Genomic DNA, 18,505 nt, shown 5'->3' with positions numbered 1-18,505 from the left:
TGGGTATGTCGGTGCAACGTCTGGAAATCGTGAACGAAAAAGGTCTGCATGCCCGGGCGTCTGCCAAATTCGTGGAGACCGTGGAGCAGTTTGACGCGGAGGCCGAGGTGTCGAAAGACGGGCTCTCGACAGGGGGGGACAGCATCATGGGGCTTTTGATGTTGGCAGCGTCCAAGGGAACCTTTATTGAAGTCGAAACCCGCGGGGCCCAGGCCGAAGAGCTGGCCACCGCCCTTGCAGAGCTGGTGGCCGATAAATTCGGCGAAGGCATCTGAGAGACGAGAGCAGGGAGGCACGGCCCTCTTGGTGGAGAGTTACCAACCCAAGACGATGAGCTTGCGGCGCCCGCGCCGTGGCCTTGAGCTGCCCGTGACCGGGCCGCAGACGCAGCATGAGTCGGAGGCCCTCAACGAGGTGCCCTATGACCGGCGGCGCCTGAGCTACGCCAACACCTTCCCAAACCCGCTGCAGGCCAATTTCATCCGGGTGATGGAGTGGCTCACCGCCAAGTTGCGGCTGCTGCGGCTGATCCGCCGTTTCGAGGCGATGGGCGTGCCCCACGGCCAGGGCTTCTGGGCGCAGGCGCTTGGCGTCATGGGGATTGATCTGACCACGCCGAAAGAGCAGATCGACAACATCCCCGAGAGCGGCCCGCTTGTGATCGTTGCCAACCACCCGCATGGGCTGGTGGATGGCATGGTGCTGGCCGAGCTGATCGGGCGGCGGCGGACCGACTACAAGATCCTTACACGCTCGCTGCTGACCGGCGTTGCGGAGATTGACGACTTCATGATTCCGGTGCCATTTCCGCATGAGCCGGACGCGCTGGAGCGCAATCTTGAGATGCGCAAGAAGGCGATGCAGCACCTCAAGGATGGCGGCTGCGTGGTGCTCTTTCCGGCGGGCGAGGTGGCCTCGTCCAAGGGCTGGTTTGGCCCGGCGATCGAGAAGGAGTGGCACGCCTTCACCGCAAAGATGGTGTTGCGCTCGAACGCATCTGTCGTACCGATCTACTTTCAGGGCCAGAACAGCCGCTGGTATCAGATTGCCAACAGGGTGAGCGCGGTGCTGCGCCAAAGCCTGCTGCTCTACGAGGTGCGCCACGCGCTGAACAAGCCGCAGGCCCCGGTTGTGGGCAAGGCAATCGGGCGGGACGAGATTGACTCGCGCGCCGATAATCCGCGCAGCTTCATCCAATGGCTGCGCGAGCAGACGCTGGCGCTCAAGCCCAAGGGCTGAGCCTTAACGGGTCGGCACCGGCTCTTCGCCGCGATAGTCGTAAAAGCCGCGCTGCGTTTTGCGGCCCAGCCAGCCAGCCTCGACGTATTTGGTGAGCAGCGGGCAGGGGCGATACTTGGTGTCGGCCAGCCCGTCATGCAGCACGTTCATGATGGCAAGGCAGGTGTCGAGCCCGATGAAATCGGCCAGCTCCAGCGGGCCCATCGGATGGTTGGCGCCGAGCTTCATGGCCATGTCGATCGACTTCACGTTGCCCACGCCCTCGTAGAGCACATAGACCGCCTCGTTAATCATCGGCATCAGGATGCGGTTGACGATGAAGGCCGGAAAATCCTCGGCGGAGGAGGCGGTCTTGCCGAGCCTGTCCACCACGGCGGCGCAGGCCTTGTAGGTGGGTTCATCAGTGGCAATGCCCCGGATCAGCTCGACCAGCTGCATCACCGGCACCGGGTTCATGAAGTGGAAGCCCATGAACTTTTCGGGGCGGTCGGTGCGCGAGGCGAGCCGGGTGATGGAGATGGAAGAGGTGTTGGACGACAGGATCGTGTGTGGGGCCAGATGCGGCACCAGATCCTCAAAGATCGCGGTTTTGATGGTTTCGCGCTCGGTCGCGGCCTCGATGATGAGGTCGGAAGGGCCGAGGTCGGTCAGCGTGAGGGTTGACGAGATGCGCCCCAGCGCGGCGTCGCGCTCTTCGGCGGTGATCTTCTCGCGGCTGACCTGACGCTCCATGTTCTTGCGGATGGTCTCCATCGCCTTGTCGATGGCATCCTGCTTGATGTCGTTCATCTTGACGTCATAGCCCGCGAGGGCGAGCACATGGGCAATGCCGTTGCCCATCTGGCCCGCGCCGACAACGCCGATGGTCTGGATATCCATGTCATGCACCCCGCTTGGCTTTTGCGGGAGAGTAGGGGTGGGATGCAGCCGCAGCAAGGCCCGGACGGCAAAGAAATATCTCTCCAATTCGAAACTTTAGCGAAATCGAAAGGTGCATCCTTCACGGTCTCTCCCGGGTGAAGAGAAATTGTGTGAGGTGGTGGAATGACCTACGCGACAAGGGGTCAGTGTGCCCTTGATTATATGCATTGCCGATACGGCAAGTCCCGGCTGCTGTTTCGCGGCCCGCGACGCAAGCTGGATGGCAAATACGTAGCCTTCTTTGGCGGCACGGAGACCTATGGCAAGTTTGTTGAGTTGCCGTTTCCGTCGCTGGTGGAAGAGCTGACGGGGCGGCGCTGTGTCAACTTCGGCTGCCTGAACGCGGGGGCAGACCTCTATGTGAACGATCCGACGCTGGTGGATGCGGCAAGCCGCGCCGCGGTGACGGTGGTGCAGGTGATGGGCGCGCAGAACATGTCAAACCGGTTCTATGCCGTGCATCCGCGCCGGAATGATCGCTTTTTGCGGGCCTCCAGCCTGATGAAAACGGTGTTCCGCGAGGTGGATTTTACTGAGTTCAACTTCACTCGTCACATGCTGTGCACGCTGCATCGCGTCAGCGTGGAAAAGTACAAGATGGTGGTTGAAGAGCTGAAGGCGGCCTGGGTCGCGCGGATGGAGACGATGCTGGCACGGCTGCCGGGCAAAGTGGTGCTGCTTTGGGTCCGTGACGGGCGTCAGCCCTGCCGCGACGAGGGGCTTGGGTGTGACCCGCTCTTCGTGGATGAGGAGATGGTGGATAGTCTGCGCCCGAAGCTGGCCGGGGTTGTCGAGGTGACGCCCAGTGCTGATGCCTGGGGCAAGGGGACGGAGGGCATGGTATTTACCGAGATGGAAGCGCCGGTTGCGGCAGAAATGCCGGGGCCGCTGGTGCATCAGGAAATTGCCGAGGCACTCTCGCCGGTTTTGCGGCAGTTGATGAGGTAAAGCAAAAGGCCCGCCGGTTGGGGCGGGCCTTGATTGGTTTAGCGGCCGGGCAAGCGGCCCGCCACCGGCTCAGAGCTTTTCGATCAGCTCCGGCACGGCGGTGAAAAGGTCTGCCACGAGGCCATAGTCGGCGACCTGGAAGATCGGGGCCTCTTCGTCCTTGTTGATCGCGACGATCACCTTGGAGTCCTTCATGCCCGCGAGGTGCTGGATCGCACCCGAGATGCCCACGGCCACGTAGAGCTCGGGGGCGACGACCTTGCCGGTCTGGCCCACTTGCCAGTCGTTCGGGGCAAAGCCCGAGTCGACGGCGGCGCGCGAGGCACCCACGGCCGCGCCGAGCTTGTCGGCGAGCTTTTCGATCAGGGCGAAGTCTTCTTCCGAGCCCACGCCACGCCCGCCGGAAACGACGATGCCGGCAGAGGTCAGCTCGGGGCGGTCGCTTTCGGCCACCTTGTCCTCGACCCATTCGGAGAGGCCCGGGTTTTCGGCGGCAGAGGCGCTTTCCACCGAGGCGGAGCCGCCTTCACCGGCGGCGTCGAAGGTGGAGGTCCGGAAGGTGATAACCTTCTTTTCGTCCTTCGATTTCACCGTCTGGATCGCGTTGCCGGCGTAGATCGGGCGCTCGAAGGTGTCGGCGTCGACCACGCCGGAGACGTCCGAGAGGATCATCACGTCGAGCAGGGCAGCGACGCGTGGCATCACGTTCTTTGCATCGGTCGTGGCCGGGGCGCAGATGTGGCTGTAGTCGCCCGCGAGGCTGACGATCAGCGCCGCGGTCGGCTCGGCGAGGCGGTGGCCCAGCGAAGCGTCTTCGGCGACCAGCACCTTGGCCACGCCGTCGATCTTGGCGGCAGCCTCACCGGCGGCAGAGGCCGAGGCCCCGGCGCAGAGCAGGGTCACGTCACCCAGCGATTTGGCGGCGGAAACAGCCTTGGCGGTGGCGTCCATCGCCAGTTCGCCATCGGTCACTTCGGCAAGAAGCAGAACAGCCATTACACGACCCCCTTCTCTTTGAGTTTGGCCACCAGCGTATCGACGTCGGGCACGATTTCGCCAGCTTGGCGGGTTTCGGGCTCGGAGGTTTTGACCACTTCGAGGCGCGGGCTGACGTCGACGCCGTAATCTTCGGCAGTCTTCTCATCCAGCGGCTTCTTCTTGGCCTTCATGATGTTGGGCAGCGAGGCATAGCGCGGCTCGTTGAGGCGCAGGTCCACGGTGACGATGGCGGGCATCTTCACCTTGATGGTCTGCAGGCCGCCGTCGACCTCGCGGGTCACCACGGCGCTGTCGCCCTCAACCTTCACCTCGGAGGCAAAGGTGGCCTGGCTCCAGCCCAGAAGGGCAGAGAGCATCTGGCCGGTGGCGTTCATATCGTTGTCGATCGCCTGCTTGCCGGCGAGCACGAGGCCCGGCTGCTCCTCCTCGACGATCTTGGCGAGGATTTTGGCAACGGCCAGTGGCTCGATGTCTTGGTGCACATCATCGGCGGCCACCACGAGAATCGCCCGGTCGGCGCCCATGGCGAGCGCGGTGCGCAGCGTTTCCTGCGCCTGCTTCACGCCGATGGAGACGGCCACCACCTCATCGGCGGTCCCCGCCTCTTTCAATCGGATCGCCTCTTCTACGGCGATCTCGTCGAAAGGGTTCATCGACATCTTCACATTGGCAAGATCGACCCCGCTGCCGTCCGATTTGACACGGACCTTCACGTTGTAGTCGATCACCCGTTTCACAGGCACAAGCACCTTCATAGGGTCTCTCTCCTCGCTTCATGGGCGGCAAAACCACCCGGATTTGCGCATTTGTTAGCGGAGTGCGCGCCCCGCTTACAGGGCAAAAACGCCGCAATCCGCAACGCCGACGCCGCGTTTTGCCCCGTTAGCGCAAACGATTGCGGCCTATCGGCTACCGCCGGGCACCCAGAGCACATCTTCGCCGTCATTTGCCAATCGGGCGGCGACGAAGAACCAATCGCTGAGGCGGTTGAGGTAGCGGATGGTGAAGGGGTTCACATCCTCCGGCTCATCCTGCGCCAGTTCGGTGGCCAGCCGTTCGGCGCGGCGGCAGGTGGTGCGAGCAAGGTGCAGATGCGCGGCGAGCGGGGTGCCGCCGGGCAGAATGAAGCTGCGCAGCGCCTCCAACCCGGCGTTCATCTCGTCAATCTCGGCCTCCAGCCGCGTGACCTGCGCCTCGATCATCCGCAGCGGCGGATACTCTGCCGCGTCATCCTCGGCCAGCCCGGGGCGGCAGAGATCGGCGCCGAGATCGAAGAGGTCGTTCTGGATGGTGGCAAGCCGCGCGTCCATCTCGCCCGTCGCATGCAGGCGGGCCATGCCGACGACCGAGTTCAGCTCGTCGGATGTGCCATAGGCCGTAACGCGGGCCGAGTGTTTTGCCACCCGGTCGCCGTTGCCAAGCGCGGTGTCGCCCTGGTCACCCGTGCGGGTGTAAATCTTGTTGAGAACAACCATGTCAGCCTCCCCGGCGCAGCCAGACAAAAAGCAGGATCAGCACAATGGCCACCGCCTGCGCGCCAATCCTCCAGCGCATCACCTTGTTGGCGTGCTTCCTGTTGAATTCGCCGCCCTTGGCGAAGCCGCCGATGCCAAAGAGCAGGATGGCCACAACGATGAGGCAGGCCACGGCTACGAGAAGGAATAACGGATCATTTGTCATCTGGGTCTCCGGCGTTTCGCCTCATGTAGCCTGCCGGGGCACGAATGCGAAGGTGACAGCCTGCCTCAGACCTTGCGAATCGCCCAGTCCTGCACCCGCTGAGGCAGGAGGCGCTTGGCGAGGGCCATGATATGCGTGGGCGTGGTGATCCGGTAGCGCGCCTTCGGGCGGCGGGCGGTGAGGGCCTTGAGCACCGCTTTTGTGACCGCTTCGGGGCCAAGCTCGAAGGGTTCGGGCTTGTCGCTGCGCTTGTAGAGCTGGTCGAGCAGCTCGGCTTCGTATTGCGCCTTGCGAGGCGAGGCTTTCCAGTCGATCCATTGCTCGAACTTGGTGATGGCATTGCGACGAAACTCGGTACGGATCGGGCCGGGCTGGATCAGCACCACGTCGATATTGGCGTCTGACATTTCCAACCGGAGCACATCGCTCAGGCCTTCCAGCGCAAACTTGGATGCCACATAGGGCCCGCGCCAGCGCATTGCCATGAAGCCGAGGACGGAGGAGCAATTGAGAATCCGCCCGTGCCCCTGCGCCCGCATCGCCGGAAGCACCAGCCGCGTCAGCGTGTGGTAGCCAAAGAAATTGCTCTCAAACAGGTCGCGCAGCCCATCGGTGGGCACATCCTCCAGCGGGCCGACGAGGCCATATGCGCCGTTGTTGAAGAGGGCATCCACCGTGCCGCCCGTGGCCGCAAGCACCTCGGCCACGGCGGCTTTCATGCTGGCGTCGTCCTGATGATCGAGCCGGAGGCTTTCAAACCCCTCCGCCGCGAGCCGATCTACATCTTTTTGCTGGCGGCAGGTGGCAAACACGCGCCAGCCCGCCTTGCGCAGGCCGTGGGCTGCGTCATAGCCGATGCCAGTGGAACAGCCGGTGATGAGAATGGATTTTTGCGTCATGCGGCAGCACATGCCCCGGCGCGTGGCCCGGCGCAAGTAATGCTGTCAGCCCTGCGGCAGTTCTCTGAGGAAATCGCCCGACATGTAGCCCTCTTCGCCGTTCAGCAGGATGCGGGCCCAGCCGTTGTCTTCATAGCTGAGGATCTCGACTTCTTGGTCTTGCACGACCTGGCCGATCACGCCGTTTCCGGTGGAGGGGCCGGAGCGCACGTTGACACGCTGACCGATGACAACACCCACAGTGGTGAGTTCAACCGAGGGGGCCTCTTGCTCAAGGGTGGGCTCATCGGCGGGCAGCTCTGCCAGCGCCGCCTCGACAGCGGCATCCGTGGCGGCACCAAGCGAGGCTTCCAGCACGGGCGCGGGTGTTTCTTCAATCGCCGGTGGGGCGGTGGTGAGGACAGCGGGGTTGTCTTCGGCCTTGGTGGCGGTGTCTTGCACCGACTCGGCGTCAAGCGCGGCCAACTCCTGCGTGGTCAATTCTGGCTGATCAGACCCCATGGCAACCTCGGGGCCGTCTCCAACAAGCACCATCGCCCCAAAAATAAGGGCGACCAACGCTACAACCATTTTCATCAAACCGCGCGCACCCATCGCACCCTCCGCAGACTTTGCACTTTAAACCGACCCGGTAAATCTAACCGCACTATAGCGTGAAGAGTTCCGCCCGGCCATGGCGTTGCCAATCGTCAAACCGCTTTGAGGGCCTCTGTGTGTCGTTCAGATGACTCCGCTTTCGCTTTACCGCGTTTCTTGGCTTCGGTATCACATCATCTATGAATAACGAGGCAGACACCCCCAATATCGAGCCAAACGAGAGGGCAGAACCCCTCCGCCGGGCAATTGGCGAGCGCTATTTGACCTATGCGCTCTCAACCATCATGCACCGCGCGCTCCCCGATGCGCGCGACGGGCTGAAGCCGGTTCACCGGCGAATCCTCTACGCGATGCGCCGTTTGCGGCTGTCGGCGACCGGGGGATTCCTGAAGTCGGCGAAGATCAGCGGCGACACGATGGGGGATTTTCACCCCCACGGTGACCAGGCGATCTACGATGCGATGGCGCGGCTCGCGCAAGACTTTGCGGTGCGTTACCCGCTGGTCGACGGACAGGGCAATTTTGGCAACATTGATGGCGACGGCCCCGCCGCCTCGCGCTACACCGAGGCGCGGATGACCGTGGGCGCGGAGGCGCTGCTGGAAGGGCTGGACGAAAACACCGTCAACTTCCGTGACAACTACGATGGTCGGTTGCAGGAGCCCGAGGTTCTGCCCGCCGCCTTCCCCAACCTTCTGGCCAATGGCTCCAGCGGCATTGCCGTGGGGATGGCCACGAACATTCCGCCGCATAACATTGACGAGCTGGTGCAGGCCTGCCTGCATTTGCTGAAAACGCCGGATGCGCGCGACGATACGCTGCTGAATTACGTGAAAGGCCCCGACTTCCCCACCGGCGGCGTGATCGTGGAGCCGCCCGAGAGCATTGCCGAAACCTACCGCACGGGGAGAGGCGCGGTACGCTTGCGCTGCCGCTACGAGGTTGAAGACCTGGGGCGTGGTCAGTGGCAGATCGTTGTCACCGAGATCCCGTACCAGGTGCAAAAGTCCAAGCTGATCGAGAAGATCGCCGAGCTGATCCAGCTGAAGAAGCTGCCGATTCTGGGTGATGTGCGGGACGAGAGCGCCGAGGATATCCGGCTGGTCATCGAGCCGCGCTCCAAGAACGTCGATCCCGAGATCCTGATGGGCATGCTGTTTCGCAACTCCGACCTCGAAGTGCGATTCAGCCTCAACATGAACGTGCTGATCGACGGGCGCACGCCCAAGGTCTGCTCGCTGAAAGAGCTGTTGCGCGCCTTCCTCGACCACCGCCGCGACGTGCTGGAGCGCCGGTCGCGCCATCGGCTCGAAAAGATCGACCATCGCCTTGAGGTGCTCGAAGGCCTGATGGTGGCCTTCCTCAACCTCGACCGGGTGATCGACATCATCCGCTACGACGACGAGCCCAAGCGCGCCCTGATGGCCGAGGACTGGTCGCTCACAAGGGCGCGGGCCACGGATGAGCGCGATTATGTCAGCCCCATCGGCCCCGACACCCCGGAAGAGCCGCAGGACGGGCTGACAGAGGTCCAGACCGAGGCGATCCTCAACATGCGGCTGCGCAGCTTGCGGCGGCTGGAGGAAATGGAGCTGAAGGCCGAGCAGGACAAGCTGATGCAGGAGCGCGAGGCCTTGCAAGACCTGCTGGAAAGCCCCGATCTGCAATGGGCCCGCATCAGCGACGAGCTGAAAGAGGTGCGCGAGAAGTTTGGTGCCAAGGCGGAGGGCGGCGCGCGGCGCACAACCTTTGCCGAGGCGGGCGAGGTTGAGGATGTGCCGATCGAGGCGATGATCGACCGGGAGCCGATCACGGTTGTCTGCTCGCAGATGGGCTGGATCCGGGCCATGAAAGGCCACATCGACCTGAGCCAGGAGTTGAAGTTCAAAGACGGTGACGGGCCGCGCTTTGCCTTCCATGCCGAGACCACCGACAAGCTGCTGCTGCTGGGCGCGAACGGGCGGTTTTATACCCTCCCCGGCTCGCAACTTCCCGGTGGGCGCGGCATGGGCGAGCCCGTGCGGCTGATGGTCGATCTGCCCAATGAGGCCGAGATCACGGCCCTCTTTGCCCATGTGCCGGGCCAGAAGCTGCTGTTGGCCTCCAGCGCGGGCGATGGCTTTGTGGTCAACTCCGACGAGGTGGTGGCCCAGACCCGCGCGGGCAAGCAATCGCTCAACGTGAAAGATGGCGTCACGGCGCTGGTCTGCCGCCCGGTGAAGGGCGATCACGTGGCGGCTGTGGGCGAGAATCGCAAGGTTCTGGTGTTTGCGCTCGACGAGTTACCAGAAATGGCCCGCGGCAAGGGCGTGCGGCTGCAACGCTACAAGGATGGTGGCCTGTCAGACGCCGTGACCTTCACGCTTGAAGAGGGGCTGAGCTGGAAAGACCCGGCCGGGCGCACCCGCACCGAAACCGACCTTGCCGAATGGATCGGCAAACGCGCTTCCTCTGGCCGAATGGCCCCGCGCGGATTTCCGAGAGACAACAAATTTACCGACTGAATGTCATGATTTCGCCCGATCAGCCCCGATAAGAGGGCAGGGCATAAAACGAGGGAAGAGCAATGGCTTATACAGACGCACCACTTGTCGAGGACGACGTGCTGCACGGTGCATATCGCGGCGAGGGAGGGCGGCTGTTCTGGCTTGCGCTCGGCACCGGGGTGCTGACGCTGCTGACACTGGGTATTTACCGTTTCTGGGCCAAGGCCCGCATTCGCCGCTATCTCTGGAGCGCCACTGCTCCCGGCGGCAACCCGTTTGAATATACCGGCACCGGGCTTGAGAAGTTTCTTGGCTTCCTTGTGGCGGTGGTGATCCTTGCCGCCTATCTCGGCGTTCTCAACGTGCTGCTGCTCTTCGCCGGTTTCTCGATCCTCACAGGGGGTGACCCCTCGGACCCGATGGTGATGTTTCAGCAGATTCTGGTGCTGTATATCAACCTCTTCGCCCTGATCCCGCTGATCTATTTCGCGCAGTATCGCGCCCGCCGCTACCTGCTCAGCCGCACCCGCTGGCGTGGCGTGCGCTTCGGGGCGGAGAAGGGCGCTTGGGGCTACACGTGGCGGGGCTGTCTGCTCGCTATCGTGAGCGGCCTCTCACTCGGCCTGCTTACCCCGCTCGCCACTTTCAAGCTCGAAAAATACACGTGGAACCGCACGTGGTATGGTGATGCGAAGTTTACCCAAGGCGGCAAGTGGACAAGCCTCTATCGGGCGATGATCCACGTGGTGATCGGTGTGGTGCTCTTTATCGCGGCTGGCGTGCTCATCGCTGTTGATCCGAACCTTGGCTTGCTCGGCACGGTGCTGTTTTTCGTCGGCTACATCTGGCTGATCATCGGCTTCATCTACTACCAGGTGCACGCCTGGCGCATTCTGGCGGCCCATAAGGTGCTGGGCGAAGATATTCGCTTCCGCTCGCTGCCGCGCACCGGCACCATCATCGGCACCTATATCGTTGGCAGCATCGCAGTTTCGCTGCTTTCGGCGCTTGCGCTGATCCCGCTGGGGCTGCTGCTTGGCGGGCTGGCTCAGGCGACCACGATTTTCGTCGATCCAGACGCGCTGATGACCACTCCGCAAGGCTGGTTGGCGATTGCCATCGTTGGCTTTGCCTATTTCTTCGTCATCGTCTTTGCAGGCGCACTCTCGATGGTCTTCATCACCCAGCCGATTCTGCGGCACTATGTTGAAGAAACTACCGTGATCAACGCCTCCGGCCTTGATGCCATCCGCCAGCGTGTAGGCGATGAGGTGGTAGATGCCGAGGGCTTTGCCGATGCGCTCGATGTGGGCGCGGCCTTCTAGGCTGCGTCTGCCACACTCAAAAGGAGCCGTCCCATGAGCAATGCCGCGCCCCTGCCCGCCTTTGCCGTTGCCGCCCGCTACTTTGACGGGCAGAGCGCCGGTGAGACGGTGGTGCGCGGCTTGGCCGAACAGCTCAAGGGGCGGCTGCAGATCTTTGACGAAGAGAGCGGCCGCCTGCTTGCAGAGTGGCCACTCGAAGAGCTGCGGATGATCCGCGACCCGGGTTTTGGCGATGGCATCGTGTTTTACCGCGAAGGCCATGATGAAGCCCGCCTAAACGTTGCTTCGGCGCAGGATGCGGCTGCGCTGGAGGCTGTTGCCCCCAATCTGCGCAAGGTGACCGTGGCCAAAGGCACGGCTCGCAAGGTGCTGTTTTGGACGGGCGGGGCCGTGGCGGCGCTGCTGCTGATCCTCTTCGTGATCCTGCCCACCCTCTCTGACACGCTCGCCGGGCTGATCTCGCCCGAGCAGGAAGAGCAGATCGGCCTCACGGTGGTGTCACAGATGGAGGGCATGCTGGGCAGCCGCAACGGCTCGGGCTTTTGCACCAGCGAAGAGGGGCAGGCGGCGCTGGAAAAGATGAGCGAGCGGCTCACCGGCCATATCGAGTTGCCCTATCCGCTGAAGCTCAAGGTCATCCGCCATCCGATGGTCAATGCCTTTGCCGCGCCGGGCGGGCATGTGGTGATTGTCTCGGGCCTGCTCGACAAGGCCTATAGCGCCGAAGAGGTGGCCGGTGTGCTGGCCCATGAGATCGGCCATGTCTACAACCGCGACCCGCTCCGCATCACCCTGCGCACGGCAGGGTCGGCGGGTATCCTCTCGATGATCCTCGGCGATTTTGCCGGTGGCACGCTGGTGCTGGCGATTTCGCAGCAGCTGATGCAAGCCAGTTTCTCGCGCGAGGCCGAAGCGGCGGCCGATGTTTTTGCCTTTGAGGCGTTGGAAAAGTCTGGCTTGCCCACCGAGGGGATCGCCCGCTTCTTCGAAAAGCTGCGCGACCGCTACGGCGACAGTGAGGGCGCGATGGAATATCTCGCCTCACACCCCAACCTTGCCAGCCGGGCCATCGCCGCACGTGCCGCCGAGACCCGCGCCAGGGGCGATTTTGAGCCGGTTTTGACCGATGCTGAATGGGATGCGCTGAAGGCGATTTGCAAGTGAGGCGCGCCGCGGCCCTGCTGTTGCTTCTGGCAGGCTGCTCTGCCGTGGCCGACCTTGAAGAGCCGGTGGTGCCCATCGGGGCCTTCAGCCTTGGGCATGCGGTGGTGGTCGCCGAAGGCGCCCAGAAGGTGCCGCCCTCGCGGGAGGCAACGCCGGAGGAATGGCAGGCGGCGCTGGAGAGCGCCCTGACTCAGCGCTTTGGCCGGTTTGATGGCGGGCAACTCTACCACGTCGCGGTGAAGGTTGATGCCTATGCGCTGGCGGTGCCCGGTGTGCCTGTGGTGCTTTCGCCCAAGTCCGTGCTGCGGATACAGGTTTCGGTCTGGGATGATGCGGCGGGCGGTAAGCTGAACGCCGAGCCCCGTGCCTTCACGGTGTTTGAGCGGTTTTCCAGCGAAACCGTCGTGGGCTCGGGGCTGACCCGCACACGTGAGCAACAGATCGAGCAGCTTTCGGCCAATGCGGCGCGGCTGATCGAAGCGTGGATGCGGGAGAATCCGGGGTGGTTTACCCGCCGCACCGCCCCCGCTCCGACAGTGCAAGCCACGCCCGCACCTTCGCCCATGGTGCCCCCGGCGGCAACCGACCGGCCCGGCGTGTCGCCCGACATCGGCGAGGTCATCACACCTGCACAATAGGTGCGGCGCGGCTTTTGCCATGTTGTGAACCGCTTGCCCCCAAACCTGCTTGATTTTTCTCCCATGCCCGCGTAGGCACCCGCCCATGCAAATCCCGGGGCCATCGTCGGCCCCCCGAAAAGAGGCGCCAAGGACGATGGCTAAGGAAAAGTTTGAACGTAACAAGCCGCACGTGAACATCGGCACGATTGGTCACGTTGACCACGGCAAGACAACGCTGACGGCTGCGATCACCAAGTATTTCGGCGACTTCCGCGCCTACGACCAGATCGACGGCGCGCCGGAAGAGAAGGCCCGCGGGATCACCATCTCGACGGCGCACGTGGAATACGAGACGGACGCGCGTCACTACGCCCACGTCGACTGCCCCGGCCACGCCGACTACGTGAAGAACATGATCACCGGTGCCGCCCAGATGGACGGCGCGATCCTGGTGGTGAACGCCGCTGACGGCCCCATGCCCCAGACCCGCGAGCACATCCTGCTCGGCCGTCAGGTTGGCATCCCGGCCATGGTCGTGTTCATGAACAAGGTCGACCAAGTGGACGACGAGGAGCTTCTGGAGCTCGTCGAGATGGAAGTGCGTGAGCTTCTGTCGTCCTACGACTTCCCCGGCGACGATATCCCGATCATCGCGGGTTCGGCTCTGGCGGCGATGGAGGGCAACAAGCCCGAGATCGGCGAAGAGAAGATCAAGGAGCTGATGGCTGCCGTTGACGAGTACATCCCGACGCCCGAGCGCGCCGTGGATCAGCCGTTCCTGATGCCGGTCGAGGACGTGTTCTCGATCTCCGGTCGCGGTACGGTTGTGACCGGTCGCGTCGAGCGCGGCGTGATCAACGTGGGCGACGAAATCGAGATCGTCGGCATCAAGGACACCCAGAAGACGACCTGCACGGGCGTGGAAATGTTCCGCAAGCTGCTGGATCGTGGTGAAGCTGGTGACAACATCGGTGCGCTGCTGCGTGGTATCGACCGTGAAGCCGTTGAGCGGGGCCAGGTGCTCTGCAAGCCGGGTTCGGTGACGCCGCACACGAAATTCGAAGCCGAAGCCTACATCCTCACCAAAGAGGAAGGCGGCCGTCACACCCCGTTCTTCGCCAACTACCGCCCGCAGTTCTACTTCCGCACCACGGACGTGACCGGGACGGTGACCCTGAAAGAGGGCACCGAGATGGTGATGCCGGGCGACAACGTGTCGTTCACGGTTGAGCTGATCGCCCCGATCGCCATGGAAGACGGCCTGCGCTTCGCCATCCGCGAAGGCGGCCGCACCGTCGGCGCCGGCGTGGTCTCCAAGATCATCGAGTGATCGGTAGGGTGGGCAATCTGCCCACCTCACCTTGAAAAAGCGTTGCAGGGCCGCCCCTTAGCCGGGGCGGCCCGACTTTTTTGGCTGGCTGGCAGGACAAAATGTCGCCGCGCTCTAAGTCCCTGAGCAAAATGAACACAAGAGTTCACCGCGCCAGCTCAGGGAGGCCAGCACCGATGTCTATTTCCTTTAAACTCAATGGCGAGGAGGTTTCGGTTGAGGCCCCCGAGGAGATGCCGCTCCTCTGGGTGATCCGCGACCGCCTCAAGCTCACTGGCACCAAGTTTGGCTGCGGCGTGGCCTCTTGCGGGGCCTGTACCGTGCATGTGGACGGCGAACCGACCCGCTCCTGCCAGACGTGGATCTCTGACGTGGAGGGGCTTGAGGTGACCACCATCGAAGGGGCCAGCGGGCCGGTGGCCGAGGCGGTGAAAGCCGCGTGGCGCGCCAATGACGTGGTGCAATGTGGCTACTGCCAGTCAGGCCAGATCATGCAAGCCGTTGGTTTGCTGAGCGAAAACGCCGCCCCGACGGATGAGGACATTGACAGCTACATGGGAGGCAACGTGTGCCGCTGCGCCACCTACGTGCGGATCCGGGCTGCGATCCACGATGCGGCCAAGCGGATGGAGGGCTGAGACCATGAATGATTTTACACCTTCCCGCCGCGCCTTCCTCGCTGGCTCCGCCGCTGCGGGGGCTGCGCTTGTTATCGGGCTGAACGCCAAGGGCGCGCTGGCTGCCGGGCATGATGGTGCGCTGGTGCCCAACCCCTTTGTGAAGATCGCGCCGGATGGCACCGTGACGGTGATCATCAAGCACTTCGAGATGGGGCAGGGAACGACCACGGGCCTTGCCACGCTGGTGGCCGAGGAGATGGACGCCGATTGGGACGCGCTCCAGATCGAGTTTGCCCCGGCGGATGCCTCGAAATACGCCAACACGCTCTTCGGAATGCAGGGCACTGGCGGCTCGACGGCAATGGCCAACAGCTACATGCAATACCGTCAGGCGGGCGCAGCGGCACGGGCGATGCTGATGGAGGCGGCGAGCCTTGAGTGGGCCGTGCGGGCCAGCGAGATCACCATCGACAAGGGGGTGGTGCGCCACGGGGATGTATCCGCGGGCTTTGGTGAGCTGGTTGGCAAGGTGAAGGAGACCGCCGAGCCGCCGAGCGAGCCGATCCTGAAAGAGCCGAAGGATTTCAAGCTGATAGGGCAAGATCTGCTGCCCCGGAAGGATACTCCGGCCAAGACGGATGGCACCGCGATTTTCGCCATGGATGTGGCACCTGAGGGCGCGATCTATGCCGTCATGGCCCGGGCGCCGCGCTTTGGCGGAACGGTTGCGAGCCTTAATGACAGCGCTGCGCTGGAGGTGCCCGGCGTGTCTGCGGTGAAGGAAACGCCCAAGGGCGTGGTGGTTTATGCCACCGACACCTGGGCCGCGATGCAGGGCCGCGATGCGCTGAGCATCGAGTGGGATTTCTCCAATGCAGAAGGGCGCTCCACCGAGGAGATGGAGGCCGAATACGCCGCTGCGCTCGATGGCGACGGCCCGGTGGCCCGTGACGACGCGGGCGTGGCCGAGGCGCTGGAGGCCGGCACCGCCGTGGAGGCGGAGTTTGACTTTCCGTTCCTTGCCCATGCGCCGATGGAGACCATGAACTGCGTTGTGCAGGCCAAGGACGGCAAGGTGCACATCTGGGACGGATCGCAGTTTCCGACCGTGACGCAGATGGCCGTGGGCGCGGTCACTGGCGTTGGCCCGGAAAATACCTCCATCGAGACCATTTACGCGGGCGGCTCTTTTGGCCGACGCGCGAATATGGACAGCGACTACCACGTGGAAGCCGCGATGGCCGCCGTTGCCTTGGGCACTGATCAGCCGGTGAAGCTGGTTTGGACCCGCGAAGATGACGTGCGCGGCGGATACTACCGGCCAATGGTTAAGCATCGGGTAAAGATGGCGGTCGGGGCGGATGGCAAGCTCGCTGCGTGGCAATCGGACGTGGCCTCGAAGTCGATCTTCACCGGCACGCCGATGGAAGAGATGATCGTGCATGACGGGGTGGATCACTCCACTGTCGAGGGCGTTTCAGATACGCAATATGCGATCCCGGCGATGAAGGTTTCGGTGCGCAACATGGAAACCCCGGTGCCGGTGCTCTGGTGGCGTTCGGTTGGCCACAGCCATTCGGGCTATGCGATGGAGGTGGCGATGGATATGGCCGCCGAAGCTGCGGGCGCCGATCCGGTGGCCTTCCGCGAAGAGATGCTTGCGGGTAGCCCACGCCTGCTGGGCGTTCTTCAGCTCGCTGCGGAAAAAGCCGGTTGGGGCAATGACTTGCCCGATGGCTGGGGCCGGGGCGTGGCGGTGCATCCCTCGTTCAACAGCTATGTGGCGCAGGTGGCAGAGGTTTCGACCGATGCCGATGGCCGCGTGAAACTGGAGCGGATCGTGGCGGCGGTGGATTGCGGCGTGGCGGTGAACCCCGATGTGATCCGCGCGCAGGTGGAGGGGGCGATTGGCTATGGTTTGAGCCATGCGATGCGCCAGAAAATCACTCTGGATGGCGGTGAGGTGGTGCAGAGCAACTTCCCCGATTACGAGCCGCTCCGGATCAACGATATGCCCAAGATCGAGGTGCATATCGTGGCCTCTGCTGAAGCGCCTACGGGGATCGGGGAGCCGGGGTTGCCGCCTGCGGCACCTGCCGTGGCCAATGCGATCTTTGCGGCGACGGGCAAGCGGATCATGCGGCTTCCGATGGTGGATGCTGGCGTGGAGTTCGCCTGATATCAATGGCTTGCGCCGCGCTCCACCGGGGGCGCGGCGGGCTTTGCAGGGATGCCGTTGCGTGGGCCGCTGTCGCGCCGTTAACCAGTGGTTTTGGGGGGCAACATCCTATGCACATCCCATGCACATTCCATACCTATGAGAAAATGCAGGGCGTTCGCTGTTAAGGCTGCGCGCGCCGGTGGCTTCGCCTCCGTGGCCATCGCCGGATTTCGGTTGCCCGGCGCGATGCGGGAGCTAGGCTCAGGCCCATGGAGCACATCGAATTTGCATATTGCCTGAACGGCCCCGACGCGGGCCAGCGGCTCGACAGCGAGGCGCATATCGTCACCAGCCTGAAGGCGGATGAGTTGGCGTGGCTGCATCTTGTGGCCGACCACCCGGAAACCGACCCTTGGATGGAGGAGGTGCTGGACTTCGTCGAGCCGCCGACCCGCGCCGCGCTGACCGCCAAATCGACCCGGCCGCGCACCTCGGTGCAGGAGGACGGGCTGGTGGTGATTTTGCGGGGGGTCAACCTGAACCCCGGCGAAGAGGTGGAAGACATGGTTTCGCTGCGGGTGTTCCTGAACCCGGCGCGAATCATCACGCTCTCGCGGCGTCCGCTGCTCTCGCTCACCGACTTGCGCCGGGAGGTGGAGGCGGGTGAGGGCCCGCAGAGCGCGGGGACGTTTTTGGCGGCTCTGGTGGAGCACTTGGGCGGGCGGATTGACGGGGCGCTGTTTGATCTGGCCGAGCGGGTGGACGCGCTGGAGGACGCGGTGATTGCCACGCCCGACCCGGCACAGCGCGGGCAGGTTGTGGATGAGCGGCAGGAGGTGATCGACCTGCGCCGCTACCTCGGCCCGCAGCGTGATGCGATTGGCCTGCTCGTCAGTGGTGGCCATGCGATGCTGTCCAAGAGCGACCGCCGCAGGCTCAACGAGGCGCATGACAGGCTGGTGCGCGCGGTGGAGGAGCTGGATGCCATGCGCGACCGCTTGATCGTGTTGAAGGACGAGATCGACTCGGCGGTGCAGGACAGGCTGAACCGCAACCTCTACCTGCTGAGCATCCTCAGCGCGATCTTCCTGCCGTTGGGCTTTTTGACCGGGTTGATGGGGATCAACCTAGGTGGGATGCCGGGGGCCGAAAGCGGCGCGGCGTTCTGGGTGTTTACCGGGGCGCTCTGCGTTGTGGCGGTCGGGCAGCTTTGGGTGCTGCGCCGCTTGAAGTGGATTTGAGGGCTGCGGGATGGCCCCACAAGCCCCGCCCTGCGGATTTCCCTCTTGCCAAGGCAGGCGCGCTTTCATATGCACGGCACCGGCCTTAGGGGTATAGCTCAGTTGGTAGAGCGACGGTCTCCAAAACCGTAGGTCGCGGGTTCAAGCCCTGCTGCCCCTGCCAGGCCACTTCATAATCTTCGCCGTTCTGTTCCAAAACCAGAGGTCGTGATTTCACGGGGTTTGGCGCTAATCCCAACAAGTTCGTTAATTAGCCAAGTCCATGCCACATTGGC

At 63.5% G+C, this 18,505-nt stretch carries 18 protein-coding genes and 1 tRNA gene; 12 read left to right on the top strand and 7 right to left on the bottom strand.

The genetic code is table 11. The features are described from left to right. The first annotated feature begins 5 nt into the window (after nt 1-5). Nucleotides 6-275 carry an HPr family phosphocarrier protein gene (locus ACXAG6_RS18090; protein WP_140015546.1) on the top strand — a complete coding sequence of 90 codons (270 nt, stop codon included), beginning with the start codon at nt 6-8 and terminating at the stop codon, nt 273-275. 55 nt (nt 276-330) lie between these two features. Then, a complete protein-coding gene (locus ACXAG6_RS18085) occupies nt 331-1,239 on the top strand; it encodes a lysophospholipid acyltransferase family protein (RefSeq protein WP_140015545.1) in 909 nt (302 codons plus the stop codon). Nucleotides 1,240-1,242: 3 nt separating this feature from the next. Here ACXAG6_RS18085 and ACXAG6_RS18080 read toward each other — a convergent pair whose 3' ends face one another. Beyond that, the gene (locus tag ACXAG6_RS18080) at nt 1,243-2,118 is read right to left on the bottom strand and encodes a 3-hydroxybutyryl-CoA dehydrogenase (protein ID WP_475339271.1); all 876 of its coding nucleotides are present in this window, start codon (nt 2,116-2,118) and stop codon (nt 1,243-1,245) included. 165 nt (nt 2,119-2,283) lie between these two features. Here ACXAG6_RS18080 and ACXAG6_RS18075 point away from each other — a divergent pair, with 165 nt between their 5' ends. Further along, nucleotides 2,284-3,108, top strand: coding sequence for a DUF6473 family protein (locus tag ACXAG6_RS18075; protein ID WP_475339270.1), 825 nt, complete (start codon nt 2,284-2,286; stop codon nt 3,106-3,108). Between the two features lie 69 nt (nt 3,109-3,177). Here the strand turns inward: ACXAG6_RS18075 and ACXAG6_RS18070 are convergent, their stop codons facing one another. The 6 genes from ACXAG6_RS18070 to ACXAG6_RS18045 form a co-directional block, all read right to left on the bottom strand. Next, nucleotides 3,178-4,104 (bottom strand): electron transfer flavoprotein subunit alpha/FixB family protein, encoded by a 927-nt coding sequence (locus tag ACXAG6_RS18070; RefSeq protein ID WP_140015542.1) that lies wholly within the window; start codon nt 4,102-4,104, stop codon nt 3,178-3,180. Beyond that, the gene (locus tag ACXAG6_RS18065; RefSeq protein WP_475339268.1) at nt 4,104-4,862 is read right to left on the bottom strand and encodes an electron transfer flavoprotein subunit beta/FixA family protein; all 759 of its coding nucleotides are present in this window, start codon (nt 4,860-4,862) and stop codon (nt 4,104-4,106) included. Before ACXAG6_RS18065 ends, ACXAG6_RS18070 begins: the two co-directional genes overlap by 1 nt. A 147-nt stretch (nt 4,863-5,009) precedes the next feature. After that, complete coding sequence (locus ACXAG6_RS18060) at nt 5,010-5,582, bottom strand: cob(I)yrinic acid a,c-diamide adenosyltransferase (protein ID WP_475339267.1); 573 nt, start codon at nt 5,580-5,582, stop codon at nt 5,010-5,012. Between the two features lies 1 nt (nt 5,583). Further along, complete coding sequence (locus ACXAG6_RS18055) at nt 5,584-5,787, bottom strand: twin transmembrane helix small protein (RefSeq protein WP_140015539.1); 204 nt, start codon at nt 5,785-5,787, stop codon at nt 5,584-5,586. A 65-nt stretch (nt 5,788-5,852) separates the two neighbouring features. Beyond that, entirely contained in the window at nt 5,853-6,686 is an 834-nt protein-coding gene (locus tag ACXAG6_RS18050; protein ID WP_475339265.1) for an SDR family NAD(P)-dependent oxidoreductase, read from the bottom strand. A gap of 45 nt (nt 6,687-6,731) precedes the next feature. After that, nucleotides 6,732-7,262 carry an SH3 domain-containing protein gene (locus ACXAG6_RS18045; RefSeq protein WP_475339263.1) on the bottom strand — a complete coding sequence of 177 codons (531 nt, stop codon included), beginning with the start codon at nt 7,260-7,262 and terminating at the stop codon, nt 6,732-6,734. Nucleotides 7,263-7,462: 200 nt separating this feature from the next. Here ACXAG6_RS18045 and ACXAG6_RS18040 point away from each other — a divergent pair, with 200 nt between their 5' ends. From ACXAG6_RS18040 to ACXAG6_RS18000, 9 genes are all read left to right on the top strand, one after another. After that, entirely contained in the window at nt 7,463-9,787 is a 2,325-nt protein-coding gene (locus ACXAG6_RS18040) for a DNA topoisomerase IV subunit A (protein ID WP_475339262.1), read from the top strand. Between the two features lie 62 nt (nt 9,788-9,849). After that, nucleotides 9,850-11,094: a YjgN family protein gene (locus tag ACXAG6_RS18035; RefSeq protein ID WP_475339261.1), complete on the top strand. Its 1,245-nt coding sequence runs from the start codon at nt 9,850-9,852 to the stop codon at nt 11,092-11,094. A 33-nt stretch (nt 11,095-11,127) separates the two neighbouring features. Further along, a complete protein-coding gene (locus tag ACXAG6_RS18030) occupies nt 11,128-12,258 on the top strand; it encodes a M48 family metallopeptidase (protein ID WP_475339260.1) in 1,131 nt (376 codons plus the stop codon). Continuing rightward, nucleotides 12,255-12,896, top strand: a complete 642-nt coding sequence (locus ACXAG6_RS18025; protein WP_475339259.1) for a hypothetical protein — start codon at nt 12,255-12,257, stop codon at nt 12,894-12,896. Before ACXAG6_RS18030 ends, ACXAG6_RS18025 begins: the two co-directional genes overlap by 4 nt. A gap of 136 nt (nt 12,897-13,032) precedes the next feature. Next, a complete protein-coding gene (gene tuf, locus ACXAG6_RS18020; protein ID WP_475335129.1) occupies nt 13,033-14,208 on the top strand; it encodes an elongation factor Tu in 1,176 nt (391 codons plus the stop codon). A gap of 176 nt (nt 14,209-14,384) precedes the next feature. Next, nucleotides 14,385-14,846 carry a (2Fe-2S)-binding protein gene (locus tag ACXAG6_RS18015; RefSeq protein WP_475339258.1) on the top strand — a complete coding sequence of 154 codons (462 nt, stop codon included), beginning with the start codon at nt 14,385-14,387 and terminating at the stop codon, nt 14,844-14,846. Nucleotides 14,847-14,850: 4 nt separating this feature from the next. Continuing rightward, nucleotides 14,851-17,007 (top strand): xanthine dehydrogenase family protein molybdopterin-binding subunit, encoded by a 2,157-nt coding sequence (locus tag ACXAG6_RS18010; protein WP_475339257.1) that lies wholly within the window; start codon nt 14,851-14,853, stop codon nt 17,005-17,007. A gap of 251 nt (nt 17,008-17,258) precedes the next feature. Next, nucleotides 17,259-18,230: a zinc transporter ZntB gene (locus ACXAG6_RS18005; RefSeq protein ID WP_475339256.1), complete on the top strand. Its 972-nt coding sequence runs from the start codon at nt 17,259-17,261 to the stop codon at nt 18,228-18,230. A gap of 87 nt (nt 18,231-18,317) precedes the next feature. Beyond that, nucleotides 18,318-18,393 (top strand) — tRNA-Trp (locus ACXAG6_RS18000). Nucleotides 18,394-18,505: the final 112 nt, after the last annotated feature.

This window comes from Vannielia sp. ABF1_015 (assembly GCF_056160745.1).
This window is presented reverse-complemented; position numbering and strand designations above follow the sequence as displayed.